We start from the raw sequence: 17127 nt of genomic DNA, 5'->3' as shown, positions 1-17127 counted from the left end.
CCTCCTACATTAATAAAACCTTAAGTGATAACAATTTTATATTTAGAAATAAATTAGCAAACAATCGTTTTAGCTTTTATTTATTGGCAAACCTAATAATTGAGCAATAACCTTATTTTCGGGTTCCTTAAGTTGATCAGGAGGATTATTAAATATGATCTTTCCATTATCAACAACTAAACAACGTGAAAAGTTTTCTAAAGACTCATCCAGATAATGTGAAACCATAAGTAACGTTAAAGCGAATTCATCACAGATATGATTAACCAGTGCTAGCATTTCAAACCGTAAAGCTTGGTCTAATGCCGAAAATGGTTCATCCAATAATAAAATAGGACGATGTTGAATTAAACAGCGAGCCAAAGCAACTCGTTGACGCTGTCCACCTGAAAGTTGATTGGGATAGCGATCATTAAAGCCCGATAAACCAACTTTAGCCAACATATCGGCAATATTTTGCTTCTCAAAAGTCGTTAGTTTTAATGACGGTTTAATGCCTAAAGCAATATTTTGCTCAACGGTTAAATGATCGAATAAGTTATTATTTTGAAACAGCATCGAAACTGGGCGCTTACCCGGTAAAGTTTGCGTCATATTTTGATTATTAAGGATGATTTGCCCGGAATTTGGAAAAATAAATCCTGCGATCAAGCTTAATAAGGTACTTTTACCCGCACCACTCGGTCCAACAATGACTACTTTTTCTTGAGCAGCAATTTGCATATTAAAATGCATCTTAAAATTATCATATTGATAATTAATTTGATTAAGTTCGATCATAATCCATCACAATTAATAAACTAAAAGATAAAATTAACAAAAATGCAGCCGTCACGGCGCTCTCTTGATAATGGTAATGAGCGATTTGTTGATACAAATAATAAGGTAACGTGGTGACGGCTTGCCCGCCAAACAATGCAATGATACCAAAATCCCCCATTGACAATAATGCCGAAAAGGCCAAGCTCAATGTAATCAGTTTTTTTAATGATTTATATTCGATTAAATAAAAATGCCTAATACCTGCAATGTTTAATGATTGACATAATTGCCAATACCGTGATGTGACATCATACATTGGCACTTCAAGATTTTTTAAGATAAAAGGTAAGGCCATTAGACCATTGCAAAGCATCATTAAACCACAGACAAACACGGCATTATCAGCATACTGAAATAACAAAATAAACAATCCTGATGCAAGTACCATGCTTGGAATGGTTAATATCAATGACCCTATTAACATTAAACGATTGCTCCATTGTTGTTGATTGCTAATCAATAGACGGCTATTGGTCCAAAGTATTAATAAAGCAAGTGACATAGCCACCACAGCTGAACCAAGGGCAATTATTAACGAATAGATAACCGCTTGCTGAAAAGCCCAATTTAACTGCGACCATTGAAAATAACCAAAACCTTCAATCAATAACGTAATCATTGGCAACAATATATACATTGCACCCAAAATCACAATAATAGCACTAACTAAACCTATAGTCACAGTGTTGGGTAAACGATATTGGTCACGAATATACTGCGCACTAAGATCGCGGTAATGATTTTTTCTTCGCAGTACCCAAACAAAACTCATACAACAAATAAGTTGTATGATTGCTAACATAACAGCTTGCATCAAATCAAAATCGCGAATCGATTGGTAAATAGCTACTTCAATAGTGGTATATTTTGGCCCACCTCCTAATGCCAACACTATTGCAAAGCTGGTAAAGCAAAGCATAAAAATCAGTCCGGACATAGGTAAAAGCTGCCGACGCAATAATGGCCATTCTACTAATTTAAAATAAGTAAAATGAGAGAAATTAAGCTGAGCAGCCAGTTGTTTTTGCTCAACAGGAACACTCGTTAATGTTTGATAAAACAGACCGCTCGCATAAGGAAAATTCAAAAAAACATGAGCCAATAAAATCCCAACCAGTCCATAAATTGAAGTTGAAAAAGATAAGCCTAAATAAGCAAAACACGTAGCAAATAAACCTTGTTGACCATAAACAGATAATAGCCCGGTTACAACAACTAATGTTGGTAATATAAAGGTAACGGGCATGATTCGTATCAGAAAGCTTTTTCCCCAAAAATCGATCATGGATAACGCTTTAGCCATAACAACGGCCAAAAATACCGACAAAAACGTCGATAATATCGCTTGCATGAAAGTGATCCAAATAATGTGCAATAAATAATTATCAATATAAACCGTTAAATTATCGGACTTTATGGCTGTATGGCAAAGTGCAAACAATGCAGTGCCTAAAACTGCTATTATCAAACTAGCAGCGCTGATACCTGGCAGTAACGTTTTAAAATTTAACATTGCTTTTTATTATAAAATTAACAATCTATTTTATTACTGACTAATGGCTGATTGCCATTCTCGTATCCAAGCTTTTTGATTATCAACCACGTTCTCTGCATCAAATTCAAGCGCTTTACTGACTTTATTAATCTGATCAAACGCAGGGGGTAATGGCGTATTTATAATAGGATACATAACATTTTTTTCAGCAAATTGCCGTTGTACCTCGGGTGTTAATAGATATTGTAAAAAGCGACGTGCTAATTGTGGTTGTTGACTATATTTGGTGATACCTGCTATTTCAACTTGACGATAATGCCCCTCATCAAAAATAGCGGCATTATAACGATAATCTTGATCATTAATTATATGTGCAATTGGCGATGTGCTATAACTCAGCACCAAATCAGCTTCACCTTTTAAGAACATACCGTATGCTTCACTCCACCCTTTAGTAACTGTAACAGTATTTTTAGCAATTTTTTGCCATGCGGATACCGCATCCTTACCGTAAATATTTTTTACCCAAAATAGCAATCCTAATCCGGGAGTACTGGTTCTAGGATCTTGATAAATAATTTTCCAATTGGCTTTATTGTCAACTAACTCATGTAATGAGTGAGGAGGATTCTTTATTTTTTCTTTATTATAGATAAAAGTAAAATAACCGAAATCATACGGCATAAAATCCTCATCCCACCAATCAGTATTAAGATTGTTAGGTTTGGCTATTTGATGAGGTGCCATGATATTAGCCTGTTTAGCTTGTCCTAAAAGATTATTGTCTAAACCTAAAATAACATCAGCATTGGTTTTATTACCCTCAAGGCGAAGACGATTTAAAATCGACACACCATCGCCTAGCGTTACAATATCAAGTTGGCAATCACACTGCGCTTCAAAGCCCTGTTTAATTGCTTCACCTGGTCCCCACTCGGAAATAAAAGAGCTATAACTATAAACTGTTAAAATAGGTTTTTCATGAATTTTAGCATTAGCAGAAGTTGCTACAAAGAATACAGAAAATAAAAATGACAGTAAGAATTTATTACAAAACATTTTGCCTCCAAAAAAGCGAATAAAAGACAAAAGGTTTGAGCAGACACGATAACTCAAATCCCTCCGCTGGAATGACCCAGTTCAGGTTCGACGAGTTGCATTAGTAAACCTAACACTCTCAGCCCATAAGGCACCCCGTTGAGAACGATATTAGTTTAGTAGTTAGTTGGAAAATTGTAAATAAAGAAAGTGGTAAGTTATTTTTAAGGTATCATTTTCTGGTAAAAAATCATCAGAAAACCCATTATTTTTAGTTAAATTTAAATCATATCAAACATTAGTAATCAGAAACTCCTCATTTAGGTATAAAAAACGGTGATGCTTAAAATAAAAATAGCAATTTTTGTAAAAAATATTCAGGAGTCTATACCGTTTCGTCTATTTTATTATTAATATTTCTAATAGAATTCATGTGAATAAAAAGACTTTTTATTACTGTTTTTATATTCAATCATCATTATCCATTCAAGTTATTTAAGTCCGTTATTATGGTTTGATATTATATTTATGTTTAATGGCAGCTAACTCTTCAAGTGATGTAGCATTAAAAGCTTCCACTATCCATTCTGGCCAACCTTCACCCTCTATTATATCTGTTTTAAATTTTCCTTCTTCATCTGTTTTGTATTCACCATCATCTATATTGGCTGATTTATAATTCACCATAAAACTGTTAATCCAACCCCAGACAAACATTCTACCTGTTGCTGCTCGTGCAGGATCTAACATAACATGGTCAATAACCTGATGTGTACCGGGTTGACATACCATTAATACCGTTGAGGTTAAAGCATTACGTGAAAAATTATGGATAATTACGCCATGCATATCATTCCAATCATACTCTTGTATACGGCGCTTTTTCGGTTGTAAAAATACTTTTGGGTGCCGTAGTACTTTAAAGTTAAAAAAGAAACTTTCATTTACATACACTTTACCCGTCTTACGATTAAATATTATGGGACTTCCAAGGCGTGAAAATGCATTTTGGTAGAATTCAGGAATAGCTAGATATAAACCAAAACAGCAAGTAACAAAACAGACTATAACAACCAGATCAACAAACTCTATTTTAGAGTTATCATGGAGAACCGCTAGCCAAAGACATCCAATGATAATTCCATTTGCCAAAATAATTGAGATAAAATAGAGACAAGTATAAAAAAGTTGGTCATTGTGATCCTGGCGAATAAACGCACAATAGTTATCATTGGCATAAATTAAACGACGGTCATGCAGTGGTACGCTATGAGGACCTTTATCTAGGTCGCCAAACCAACCAAAGATCTGGGGACGGTATTTTGAGGGCATTATTGTTTGATTCCTTATTCCTTTGCGTTCTATTTAAGTTCGTTATTATTGTTTAATATTATATTTGTGCTTAATTGCAGCTAACTCTTCAAGTGATGTGGCATTAAAAGCTTCCACCATCCATTCTGGCCAACCTTCACCCTCTATTATATCTGTTTTAAATTTTCCTTCTTCATCTGTTTTGTATTCACCATCATCTATATTGGCTGATTTATAATTCACCATAAAACTATTGATCCATTCCCAAACAAAGGTACTACCTGTACCAGCGCGTGCAGGATCTAACATAACATGGTCAATAACTTGATGTGTACCGGGTTGACACACCATTAATACCGTTGAAGTTAAAGCATTGCGTGAAAAATTATGGATAATTACGCCATGCATATCATTCCAATCATACTCTTGTATTCGGCGCTTTTTCGGTTGTAAAAATACTTTTGGGTGCCGTAATACTTTAAAGTTAAAAAAGTAACTTTCATTAACATACACTTTACCCGTCTTACGATTAAATATTATGGGACTACCAAGACGGGAAAATGCATTTTGATAGAATTCAGGAATTGCATAATTTAAAGCAAAACAGCAAGTAATAAAACCAATTATCCCAACTATTGTTAGTTGGTCACCGATTTTGGAATCATTAAATCCAAAAATAAACATAACAGTACCTACAATTAGGATGATTCCTAAAATAATTGCAACAAAATAGAGACATGTATAAAAAATCTGATCGCTATGTTCCTGACGAATAAATGCACAATAGTTATCATTGGCATAAATTAAACGACGGTCATGCAGTGGTACGCTATGAGGACCTTTATCTAGGTCTCCAAACCAACCAAAGATCTGGGGGCGGTATTTTGATGGCATTACTGTTTTATTCCTTATTCCTTCGCGTTCTATTTAAGTTCGTTATTATGGCTTGATATTATATTTTTGTTTAATTGCAGCTAACTCTTCAAGTGATGTAGCATTAAAGGCTTCCACCATCCATTCTGGCCAACCTTCACCCTCTATTATATCTGTTTTAAATTTTCCTTCTTCATCTGTTTTGTATTCACCATCATCTATATTGGCTGATTTATAATTCACCATAAAACTATTGATCCATTCCCAAACAAAGGTACTACCTGTACCAGCGCGTGCAGGATCTAACATAACATGGTCAATAACTTGATGTGTACCGGGTTGACACACCATTAACACCGTTGAGGTTAAAGCATTGCGTGAAAAATTATGGATAATTACGCCATGCATATCATTCCAATCATACTCTTTTATGCGGCGTTTTTTCGGTTGTAAAAATATTTTTGGGTGCCGTAATACTTTAAAATTAAAAAAGTAACTTTCATTAACATACACTTTACCCGTCTTACGATTAAATATAATGGGACTTCCAAGGCGTGAAAATGCATTTTGGTAGAATTCAGGAATAATTAGATATAAACCAAAACTACAAGTAATAAAACCAATTATTCCAATCAGTACCAGTTCATGATCAAATCCAAAAATAAATATAACCATACCTACAATTAATATACTCAACAAAATAATCGCAACAAAATAGAGACATGTATAAAAAATCTGATCATTATGCTCCTGACGAATAAAGGCACAATAGTTATTATTCGCATAAATTAACCGACTATCATGCAATGATAGGCTATAAGGGCCTTTATCTAGGTCGCCAAACCAACCAAAGATCTGAGGGCGGTATTTTGAGGGCATTACTGTTTTATTCCTTTGCGTTCTATTTAAGTTTGTTATTATGGTTTGATATTATATTTTTGCTTAATTGCAGCTAACTCTTCAAGTGATGTAGCATTAAAGGCTTCCACCATCCATTCTGGCCAACCTTCACCCTCTATTATATCTGTTTTAAATTTTCCTTCTTCATCTGTTTTGTATTCACCATCATCTATATTGGCTGATTTATAATTCACCATAAAACTATTGATCCATTCCCAAACAAAGGTACTACCTGTACCAGCGCGTGCAGGATCTAACATAACATGGTCAATAACTTGATGTGTACCGGGTTGACACACCATTAATACCGTTGAAGTTAAAGCATTGCGTGAAAAATTATGGATAATTACGCCATGCATATCATTCCAATCATACTCTTGTATTCGGCGCTTTTTCGGTTGTAAAAATACTTTTGGGTGCCGTAATACTTTAAAGTTAAAAAAGTAACTTTCATTAACATACACTTTACCCGTCTTACGATTAAATATAATGGGACTTCCAAGGCGTGAAAATGCATTTTGGTAGAATTCAGGAATAATTAGATATAAACCAAAACTACAAGTAATAAAACCAATTATTCCAATCAGTGCCAGTTCATGATCAAATCCAAAAATAAATATAACCATACCTACAATTAATATACTCAACAAAATAATCGCAACAAAATAGAGACATGTATAAAAAATCTGATCATTATGTTCCTGACGAATAAAGGCACAATAGTTATTATTCGCATAAATTAACCGACTATCATGCAATGATAGGCTATAAGGGCCTTTATCTAGGTCGCCAAACCAACCTAAAATCTGCGGGCGGTATTTAGATGGCATTATTGTTTAATTCCTTATTCCTTTGCGTTCTATTTAAGTTCGTTATTATGGCTTGATATTATATTTTTGTTTAATTGCAGCTAACTCTTCAAGTGATGTAGCATTAAAGGCTTCCACCATCCATTCTGGCCACCTTTCTCCCTCTATCATATCCTCTTTGAATTTTGCCTCTTCATCTGTCTTGTATTCGCCGTCATCTATATCGGCTGATTCATAATTCACCATAAAACTGTTAATCCAACACCAAACATGAAAACTACCTGCTCCGGGTTGAGCCGGATCTAACATAACATGGTCAATAACCTGATGTGTGCCGGGTTCACAAACCATTAGCACCGTTGAAATTAAAGCATTACGTGAAAAATTATGGATAATTACACCATGCATATCATTCCAATCATACTCTTGTATGCGGCGTTTTTTCGGTTGTAAAAATACTTTTGGGTGCCGTAATACTTTAAAGTTAAAAAAGTAACTTTCATTAACATACACTTTACCCGTCTTACGATTAAATATAATTGGACTACAGTGGCGTGAAAATGCATTTTGGTAGAATTCAGGAATAATTAGATATAAACCAAAACTACAAGTAATAAAACCAATTATTCCAATTAGTGTTAGTTCGTGATCAAATCCAAAAATAAACATAACCATACCAACAATTAGAATATTCATCCCAATAATACAAATAAAATAAAGATATGTATAAAAAATCTGATCATTTCGTCGCTGACGAATAAATGCACAATAGTTATCATTAGCATAAATTAATCGACGACCATGCAATGATAGGCCATACGGACCTTTATCTAGGTCTCCAAACCAACCAAAGATCTGGGGGCGGTATTTTGACGGCATTACTGTTTTATTCCTTATTCCTTTGGGTTCTATTTAAGTTCGTTATTATGGTTTGATATTATATTTATGTTTAATGGCAGCTAACTCTTCAAGTGATGTAGCATTAAAGGCTTCCACCATCCATTCTGGCCAACCTTCACCTTCTATCATATCCTCTTTGAATTTTGCCTCTTCATCTGTCTTGTATTCGCCGTCATCTATATCGGCTGATTTATAATTCACCATAAAACTGTTAATCCAACACCAGACATGAAAACTACCTGCTCCGGGTTGAGCCGGATCTAACATAACATGGTCAATAACCTGATGTGTGCCGGGTTCACAAACCATTAATACCGTTGAAATTAAAGCATTACGTGAAAAATTATGGATAATTACACCATGCATATCATTCCAATCATACTCTTGTATGCGACGTTTTTTCGGTTGTAAAAATACTTTTGGGTGCCGTAATACTTTAAAGTTGAAAAAGTAATTTTCGTTAACATACACTTTACCTGTCTTGCGATTAAATATGATGGGATTACCAAGACGGGAAAAAGCATTGTGATAAAATTCAGGAATTGCAAGATATAAAACAAAACAACAAGTAATAAATCCAATTATTCCAACAATTGTTAATTTATCTCCGATTTTGGAATCGTTAAATCCAAAAATACAAAAAGGAAAACCTACTATTAGTATAATTCCTAAAATAATTCCAACAAAATAGATACAAGTATAAAAAATTTGGTCATTGTGCTCCTGGCGAATAAACGCACAATAGTTATCATTGGCATAAATTAAGCGATCATCATGCAACGGTATGCTATAAGGACCTTTATCTAGGTCGCCAAACCAACCTAAAATCTGCGGACGGTATTTTGATGGCATTACTGTTTTATTCCTTTTCCTTATTCCTTTACTATCATTTTAAATTTTTTATTATTATTTAATATTATATTTTTGTTTAATTGCAGCTAACTCTCCAAGTGATGTAGCATTAAAAGCTTCCACCATCCATTCTGGCCAACCCTCACCTTCTATCATATCCTCTTTGAATTTTGCCTCTTCATCTGTCTTGTATTCGCCATCATCTATATTGGCTGATTCATAATTCACCATAAAACTGTTAATCCAACACCAAACATGAAAACTACCTGCTCCGGGTTGAGCCGGATCTAACATAACATGGTCAATAACCTGATGTGTACCGGATTGACACACCATTAATACCGTTGAGGTTAAGGCATTGCGTGAAAAATTATGGATAATTACGCCATGCATATCATTCCAATCATACTCTTGTATGCGGCGTTTTTTCGGTTGTAAAAATACTTTTGGATGCCGTAATATTTTAAAGTTAAAAAAGTAACTTTCATTAACATACACTTTACCCGTTTTACGATTAAATATTATGGGACTACCAAGGCGTGAAAATAGATTTTGATATAACTCAGGAATTAGAACATACATGCCGAAACAACTTACAGTAAATCCAACTATAATAACCATTAGAGTAAAAGACTCAATTGTTGGATCATCATATTCAAGAGCCAATAACCAAATAAAGCTAACAATAGCACCAGTTCCAAATATAAAACCAACAATATACAGACACGAATAAAAAATTTGATCATTATGTTCTTTGCGAATAAAGGCACAATAGTTATTATTCGCATAAATTAAGCGATCATCATGTAGTGGTAGGCTATAAGGGCCTTTATCTAGGTCACCAAACCAACCTAAAATCTGCGGGCGGTATTTTGATGGCATTACTGTTTTATTCCTTATCCTTATTCCTTTAATATCAATTTAAGTTCGTTATTATGGTTTAATATTATATTTTTGTTTAATTACAGCTAACTCTTCAAGTGATGTGGCATTAAAGGCTTCTACCATCCATTCTGGCCAACCTTCACCTTCTATCATATCCTGTTTGAATTTTGCCTCTTCATCTGTTTTGTATTCGCCGTCATCTATATCGGCTGATTCATAATTCACCATAAAACTGTTAATCCAACACCAAACATGAAAACTACCTGCTCCGGGTTGAGCCGGATCTAACATAACATGGTCAATAACCTGATGTGTGCCGGGTTCACAAACCATTAATACCGTTGAAATTAAAGCATTACGTGAAAAATTATGGATAATTACACCATGCATATCATTCCAATCATACTCTTGTATGCGACGTTTTTTCGGTTGCAAAAATACTTTTGGGTGCCGTAATATTTTAAAGTTAAAAAAGTAACTTTCATTAACATACACTTTACCCGTCTTACGATTAAATATTATGGGACTACCAAGACGGGAAAATGCATTTTGATAGAATTCAGGAATTGCATAATTTAAAGAACCACAACAAGTAATAAAACCAATTATTCCAATTAGTGACAGTTTGTGATCAAATCCAAAAATAAAAATAACCATACCAACAATCAGAATACTCAATAAAATAATTGCAGCAAAATAGAGACATGTATAAAAAATCTGATCATTATGTTCCTGGCGAATAAAAGCACAATAGTTATCATTGGCATAAATTAAGCGATCATCATGCAGTGGTAGGCTATGAGGACCTTTATCTAGGTCACCAAACCAACCTAAGATCTGGGGACGGTATTTTGATGGCATTATTGTTTAATTCCTTATTCCTTTGCGTTCTATTTAAGTTCGTTATTATGGCTTGATATTATATTTTTGCTTAATTGCAGCTAACTCTTCAAGTGATGCGGCATTAAAGGCTTCCACCATCCATTCTGGCCAACCCTCACCCTCTATTATATCTGTTTTAAATTTTGCTTCTTCATCCGTCTTGTATTCGCCATCATCTATATCGGCTGATTCATAATTCACCATAAAACTGTTAATCCAACCCCAGACAAACATTCTACCTGTTGCAGGTCGTGCAGGATCTAACATAACATGGTCAATAACCTGATGTGTGCCGGGCTGACAAACCATTAATACCGTTGAGGTTAAAGCATTACGTGAAAAATTATGGATAATTACACCATGCATATCATTCCAATCATATTCTTGTATGCGACGTTTTTTCGGTTGCAAAAATACTTTTGGGTGCCGTAATATTTTAAAGTTAAAAAAGTAACTTTCATTAACATACACTTTACCCGTCTTACGATTAAATATTATGGGACTACCAAGACGGGAAAATGCATTTTGATAGAATTCAGGGATTGCATAATTTAAAGCAAAAAGGCTAGTAATAAAACAGGCTATAACAACCAGATCAACAAACTCGATTTTAGAATTATCATGGAGAACCGCTAGCCAAACACATCCTATGATAGTTACATTCAACAAAATAATGGCAATAAAATAGAGACAAGTATAAAAAATCTGATCATTATGTTCCTGACGAATAAATGCACAATAGTTATCATTGGCATAAATTAAGCGATCATCATGCAGTGGTAGGCTATGAGGGCCTTTATCCAGGTCGCCAAACCAACCAACGATCTGGGGGCGGTATTTTGAGGGCATTATTATTCTCCTTTTTAATTACTCATCGTGAAATTTATTACTATCTCGGTTAATTATCAATGGGATTTCGTTACAATCTGTGGTATCAGTGTAGATATTGATTTGATAACTTTTTACCAGATCACAAGCGAATGTGCCTGCTACCCATGTGATCGCCGTTAAGTCACTCTTTGGCTGGTTAGGGGTTGAACTTTTCAATTCGACTTTTTCAATATCATTAAAATTGGATTCCCGTATCGCTTTACGGTTTATAATCGTTTTAAAGCTTTTACTTTCATAACGTTCAACAAAATAACTTTTTTGAGAAGTAACATAGTCTCTAATTTTTAAAGTTTCTTTATCTTTATCTTCATTTGTGTGGATTAGGATATTGTCATTTGGTGCAGGGTGCTTATTTATCTTGGTGGAGTTGATATTAAAGTTGAATTCAATAAAATCGGCATTGCTTTGGTCATTTTTGCCAAATAAACGAACTGATGCCTGCAAAGATTTGTTGGAAATGAATGTGTAATCTAAATATTGCAAATAAAAATAGATATGTCTATGATATAGTTTCATTCCATTATATAAACTTGGTTTTTTAAAAATCATAAATGTATCAATGCCTGAGATTGCAACCAAGTAATCATTAACCGAATGACCAAAACCAACAAAGGAATTTTGCTCTTCGTGATAGGCATCATATCCTAAATAGGCAAACTCTTTATGCACTCCAAAATAACAGCGGTTTAGCCAGTGATCGATAGGAGTAAAATTGTCATATTTTTTACTCAAAGCAATTAGATATATTCCTATTAATAATAATATAACGCCCCCACCTATAGCTAAAGTTGAAGTAGCTAATAAAAAAACAGCCCCAATACCTAAGATAGAAGCGCCTATAACTCTATAAATAAAATAACTTTTATCCTCCATATTCCACATGCCAAAAGCACTTTTTAATTCACCTAACGCTTCCATTACAGTTATAAAGGCAAAAGCTTCTGCGATACTTTTAGAAATAATACCATTTGATTTTAATAAATTTTTAATTTCAGGTATTGATGCTTTGGCAGTGGTGGAGCGCATAGCTTTTAATAATTGCATTTGCAATTTTATATCACGATATATGGCAACTGTATCGACACTGAGTAACGCTAATGAGCTTAAGTCGATGGCTAGTTGACGTTGTTTCTGTTTTTGGGTTTTACCCTCTTCAATTTTGTCCAATGCTTTAATGTCATCTAAAATATTTAACATGGTGATAACGCCCATTACCGCATTAACAGTATAGTTAAGTCTAGCGGCTTTCACATTTTGTCCAGTTCGTTTTGCTTGTTCATATCTCGATTGATTTTGTTCAATCTTTATTTTTTCGTTCTTTTTTTTATTCATCACTTCAGTTTCTTTTTTTATTTCATATTCACGAGTTTTATCATCTCTTTTATTTTGGTTTGATTGGTGAATCGCTTCATCATTGGAAGCTTTCTGCCGATTGGTGATGTCAATTTTGCCTTCTAAAACAGCTTGCCGATTGACTAAAGTGACATATTTAGGCATTTTTGTTGCTAAAAAATTCTTAAAATCATTTGGATTGACAATCTCTTTATTTTTCAAAAAACCTACAACTAAGCCTTTACTGACTTCATCAGGAAAACAAAGCGTAAATTTAAGCGTATGGGTTGTTGGTTTTTTTACACCAACATCATATTTTGCATCTGTCACATCAAATTTTTCTAAAAAAGCAATTTCTGGACCGGTCAAACTGTTTTCGCGGAAAAGCGCCCCTTGTAATTGAGTCAATAATGCATAAACTTGTCGAATCTTTTCCGGCCTAACTTTTTTGGTAAACTCAACTGGATAGGCACCAATGTCACCTAAGTAAGCAAGCGAATCAAGCTGTTTTAAACGAGGCTCAATAGGTTGGAATTGTTTATGTGTTCTTAAGACTGAGTATTTTTTTAATGCTTGTTGATGCAGGTATCGATTTTTTCCTACATCTGTCATTACACTGTTTCCCTCTACCATCTCGGCTAGTTGGTGGTTGATGGATGCTAAATGCTCGTTTAATTGTTTGAGTTCTTTAATTTTTTGATCTCTTATTTTTTGTAGCTTTGCATGCTCTTGTGGATTATATTTTCGATTGTTGTTTAACTCTTCTTGTTTAGCGTTGATCTCTTGCCGTTTTTTTTCAATATCAAGTTCAACACGCTCTTTCGCTTTTTGCAGTTCCTTTTCTTTGTCGGTTTGAGTATTTTGAGTCTTTTCTGCCTGATAAGTGTTATAAGCTAAAACCAACCCCGTTGATCTACTGATTACATCACGCCATTTTAGTAATGTATTATTATCTAAATTGACAAATGCTGGCGCATCAAGATTAATCCCCTGATTATTCTGATGTTCAATTACATAAAAAATACTATTATGGTTACTCAGTAATTCGTCCCAAAGGGCGTTATCTTCATCAAGACGGACTTCCGCATGGGTAGAATCAAGTAGGATTTGCAAAACTTCTTTTATATAGCTGAGAGCTCTGATACTGGTAGAAAAATCAAATTCTTGTTGCCAAAAAGGCGCTTGATTGAACGTTGTTTGCTTTATTTTACTGTACTTTGAAACAAATTGTGCATTACCAAATAACCAACGGACATAAGTAAAATAGTCTTGCGACCATTCTTGATAATATTTTTCAATATCAGCAAAAGCGGTTTCTAATTCACCTTTGAAAGAATCAATTTTTTTATTATCAAGCTGTTCGTTTATTTTTTTTATTTTTTCGGCTTTCTCTGATTCGGCTTTAGCAATGTCATTTTGTGCTTTATCTAAAAAACCATTACCTGAATCATGTGCAGCGTCAATATTTTTTATATAGTCATACCATTCTTGTAACCGGGCAATTTCAGTGTCGTAAGCATTTTCAACTGAAGTACGATAGTTCTCAATAAGCTGTAGGGTAGTACGTTTTTTAAACATATCCGGCTGATAATACTTAAATCGTTTTTTTAAAATAGGATTAACACTTTTATACAGTTGTTCACCACGTTTTTGATAAACCTGTGTTGTATCTTTTAGAGAAACGACATCACATTGTTGGTCATCCAGATTACTTTTTTGGTTATCCTTATTGTCTTCTTGATTAGTAAAAATATGCAGTTGTGATAATCGTTGGGAGTTGAGTTCTTGAGCAATGCCAAATGTATCTTCTAATACAACACCACAAGATATCGGTTTATCCCCGCTATATAGTTGACTGGCATGTATAGCATATTTTTGTTTCTGACTTTTTAAACTTATAAAAGGGTGTACCGATTCAAAATTATTAAGGCCTTGCTCACCAAAACGAAACTCCAATACTTTGCTATCGTCATTATTAGATTCTTGATAACTACTACCAAAAATATCTTTAAATGGTACCGAACGATTACCTGTTGCTTCTGCTGGTGAGTTTTTAAATTGTTTTATATTAATTTTTGTAAAACGGGATAATATGTTGCTATCTTGTTGCTTTAAATAATCATTGATTGTTTTTTCGCTCCAAGGTTGCGAAGTATAAGCCACCCATGCATAAGTATAATGTTCTTCAAGATTAATAAATGATGCTGGAATGGTATGACAGGCATTTTTGCATGCTTTTGATATCGGTCTTGGCTGGGTATTGGTCAATTCATAAAGTTTTTTTAATCTAAGTGCCCCTTCAATACATTCATAGACATGAAATATTCGGCTATTAATATCATCGTCAAGTTGATGCATAACGTAGACATAACCGTCACGCAAAGTACGAAGTACATAGCTATAATACTCTAATTCTATTTCTGGTTTGCGATTGTTAAAATCTAAGGTTTTAGTGTAATCGGCTAATTCTTGATAAATGGGGTCAATGCTTTTAGTTAACAAAGATTGGGTTTTTACAACCGCTTGACGCAGTAAAAAAACCGGAATTCCGACTCGACCACAAGCAAGGCAATTTCCTTTTGCTTCGTTTTGATTTTCTTTAGCAATGTTTTCTGTTTTTTTCATCTTACACTCTATTATTCTTGTTTTATCTGTTTTTGCTATTCTTTATCAGAAAGTAATTGGCTTTCAAAATTAATATTGGCATTAATAACATGTTGTGAGAATGTACCTGGTTCTTGTTGCGCTTTTCTAATTTGCTCAAATATTTGCGGATGTTCAGTAAAAACTTGATGATACCTTAATCCGTTTAGTCCCCAAAATAAGATATCGGTAGCATGGGTTAAGCCTAATTGATAAGCCTGTTCAACCAATTGTGTTGATTGCGAAATCACATTTTCATTAAGCGGTAAATTTTTTTGTTCATCAAATTGTGACCGGTTATTCGACCATGCATTAACAAGCGTTCGAATCATCCTGAAATTTTTTAAGCGTTGACAGTAATTTGAACTCCAACTGATTGGCGTTTCGAGTGTGTTATCAGCAGTGAAACGCATAAATTTGCCACCATTAATGGATGGATAATAGTAGTTTTCAATTTGAGAAAATTGCGCTTTTAGCCATGCATTGTCTTCTTTTGAACCCACTTCGTGTAAAAATTGCATTCGAAAAGGTTCAAAAAAAGGATAATAAGGTTGTCGCAATGTTTGTGCGATATTATTACCAATCTTGATCAGTTGTTTTGCCAGCACCGACGGTTTGAGATCAGAGATAATATAAGCACAAATATAGCGTTTAGACCATAAACATTCAATTTTGGCTTGTTGGTTGATTTCATCAAGCATCGAATCGGCAAAAAATTCATTTGGATCAGCAAGTTTAATAAGTGTCGGGCATATACTTTGATCATAATCCAAATCTGTACGTAATACTTGCGTCAGTTTTTTTTCGCCAAAGGATTTATCTTCACCAAATAGATCTAATAATGAATCGCGTGATAATGGACTTAATGAGTTAAGCACCACTAAATTATCCACTAATAAATAGCGATATTTATTAAAGTTATCTTGATTGTTTAATTCAGTCAGCATTATTAATCCGTTTCTGCGCAGTGTTTAACATTCAGCTCACTTGATTTTAATGTTATTGTTCTATTTTGGGTTGCTGGCCCCATCTTTTTCATCGCATTGCATTTCAAGTAAACGTTATTATTTGTACCCAGTTCAATTCCCGCACTGCTGATTTTGACGTATGAACCACCACATATTAAGGTGATTTCTTTTGTTGCTGACCAATCAACACTGCCATCTACACTGTCTATTTTTATATCTTGCTTGGCAGCCATATTCAGGTTGGCATTTTGCGCCTGCACCTCAACATCACCTTGGTTGGCAAAGACCTTCATTCCTGATTTATGAGCAAACAGACCGATGGATTCACCGGATGAGACGGTAATGTTTTTTAATGCATTGATGTCAGTTTGGTTTTCACTGGTCATTGAAACACTGTTTGACGTTGACAGTTGGATGTTTTCCGGACTGGTTAAAGCGATGCCCTCTTGTGCATAAGCAAGAATGCCGCTTTGGGCTAATTGGGTTAATGTCGCTTTAAGTTGCTCCTGACTGTCGGTATCTGCGC

15 protein-coding genes and 1 riboswitch are annotated in these 17127 nt (G+C 34.3%); all 15 genes read right to left on the bottom strand.

The annotated features are described in order from the left end of the window. Positions 1-69 precede the first annotated feature (69 nt). Positions 70-780 (bottom strand): thiamine ABC transporter ATP-binding protein ThiQ, encoded by a 711-nt coding sequence (gene thiQ / locus H3S73_RS10235; protein WP_198236535.1) that lies wholly within the window; start codon positions 778-780, stop codon positions 70-72. Further along, positions 767-2335 (bottom strand): thiamine/thiamine pyrophosphate ABC transporter permease, encoded by a 1569-nt coding sequence (gene thiP, locus H3S73_RS10230; protein ID WP_198236534.1) that lies wholly within the window; start codon positions 2333-2335, stop codon positions 767-769. The genes thiQ and thiP overlap by 14 nt, the downstream gene beginning before the upstream one ends. Positions 2336-2368: 33 nt before the next feature. Beyond that, a complete protein-coding gene (gene thiB, locus H3S73_RS10225; RefSeq protein WP_198236533.1) occupies positions 2369-3376 on the bottom strand; it encodes a thiamine ABC transporter substrate binding subunit in 1008 nt (335 codons plus the stop codon). Between the two features lie 40 nt (positions 3377-3416). Further along, a riboswitch (TPP riboswitch) is annotated at positions 3417-3524 on the bottom strand. A 338-nt stretch (positions 3525-3862) separates the two neighbouring features. Continuing rightward, a complete protein-coding gene (locus H3S73_RS10220; protein ID WP_198236532.1) occupies positions 3863-4687 on the bottom strand; it encodes a DUF6708 domain-containing protein in 825 nt (274 codons plus the stop codon). 45 nt (positions 4688-4732) lie between these two features. After that, positions 4733-5560: a DUF6708 domain-containing protein gene (locus H3S73_RS10215; RefSeq protein WP_198248902.1), complete on the bottom strand. Its 828-nt coding sequence runs from the start codon at positions 5558-5560 to the stop codon at positions 4733-4735. A 45-nt stretch (positions 5561-5605) separates the two neighbouring features. Then, complete coding sequence (locus H3S73_RS10210) at positions 5606-6418, bottom strand: DUF6708 domain-containing protein (RefSeq protein ID WP_198248901.1); 813 nt, start codon at positions 6416-6418, stop codon at positions 5606-5608. A gap of 38 nt (positions 6419-6456) precedes the next feature. Then, positions 6457-7269: a DUF6708 domain-containing protein gene (locus tag H3S73_RS10205; protein WP_198248900.1), complete on the bottom strand. Its 813-nt coding sequence runs from the start codon at positions 7267-7269 to the stop codon at positions 6457-6459. A 45-nt stretch (positions 7270-7314) separates the two neighbouring features. Then, the gene (locus tag H3S73_RS10200; protein ID WP_198236952.1) at positions 7315-8127 is read right to left on the bottom strand and encodes a DUF6708 domain-containing protein; all 813 of its coding nucleotides are present in this window, start codon (positions 8125-8127) and stop codon (positions 7315-7317) included. A 45-nt stretch (positions 8128-8172) separates the two neighbouring features. Next, complete coding sequence (locus H3S73_RS10195; protein ID WP_198236951.1) at positions 8173-9000, bottom strand: DUF6708 domain-containing protein; 828 nt, start codon at positions 8998-9000, stop codon at positions 8173-8175. A gap of 54 nt (positions 9001-9054) precedes the next feature. Then, positions 9055-9882: a DUF6708 domain-containing protein gene (locus H3S73_RS10190; protein ID WP_198236950.1), complete on the bottom strand. Its 828-nt coding sequence runs from the start codon at positions 9880-9882 to the stop codon at positions 9055-9057. A gap of 51 nt (positions 9883-9933) precedes the next feature. Then, positions 9934-10746, bottom strand: a complete 813-nt coding sequence (locus tag H3S73_RS10185; protein ID WP_198236949.1) for a DUF6708 domain-containing protein — start codon at positions 10744-10746, stop codon at positions 9934-9936. 45 nt (positions 10747-10791) lie between these two features. Next, positions 10792-11616 carry a DUF6708 domain-containing protein gene (locus H3S73_RS10180; RefSeq protein ID WP_198236948.1) on the bottom strand — a complete coding sequence of 275 codons (825 nt, stop codon included), beginning with the start codon at positions 11614-11616 and terminating at the stop codon, positions 10792-10794. A gap of 18 nt (positions 11617-11634) precedes the next feature. Further along, positions 11635-15615 (bottom strand): toxin VasX, encoded by a 3981-nt coding sequence (locus tag H3S73_RS10175; protein WP_198236947.1) that lies wholly within the window; start codon positions 15613-15615, stop codon positions 11635-11637. A 35-nt stretch (positions 15616-15650) separates the two neighbouring features. Continuing rightward, positions 15651-16580, bottom strand: coding sequence for a hypothetical protein (locus tag H3S73_RS10170; protein ID WP_198236946.1), 930 nt, complete (start codon positions 16578-16580; stop codon positions 15651-15653). Positions 16581-16582: 2 nt separating this feature from the next. Next, on the bottom strand, positions 16583-17127 hold a 545-nt coding region (locus H3S73_RS10165; RefSeq protein ID WP_198236945.1), incomplete at its 5' end, for a DUF2345 domain-containing protein.

This window comes from Gilliamella sp. B14384G12, assembly GCF_016101825.1.
GTDB classification, from domain to species: Bacteria; Pseudomonadota; Gammaproteobacteria; order Enterobacterales; family Orbaceae; genus Gilliamella; species Gilliamella apicola_N.
The sequence above is the reverse complement of the archived record's forward strand: the minus strand, read 5'-3'. Positions and strand labels throughout refer to the sequence as shown.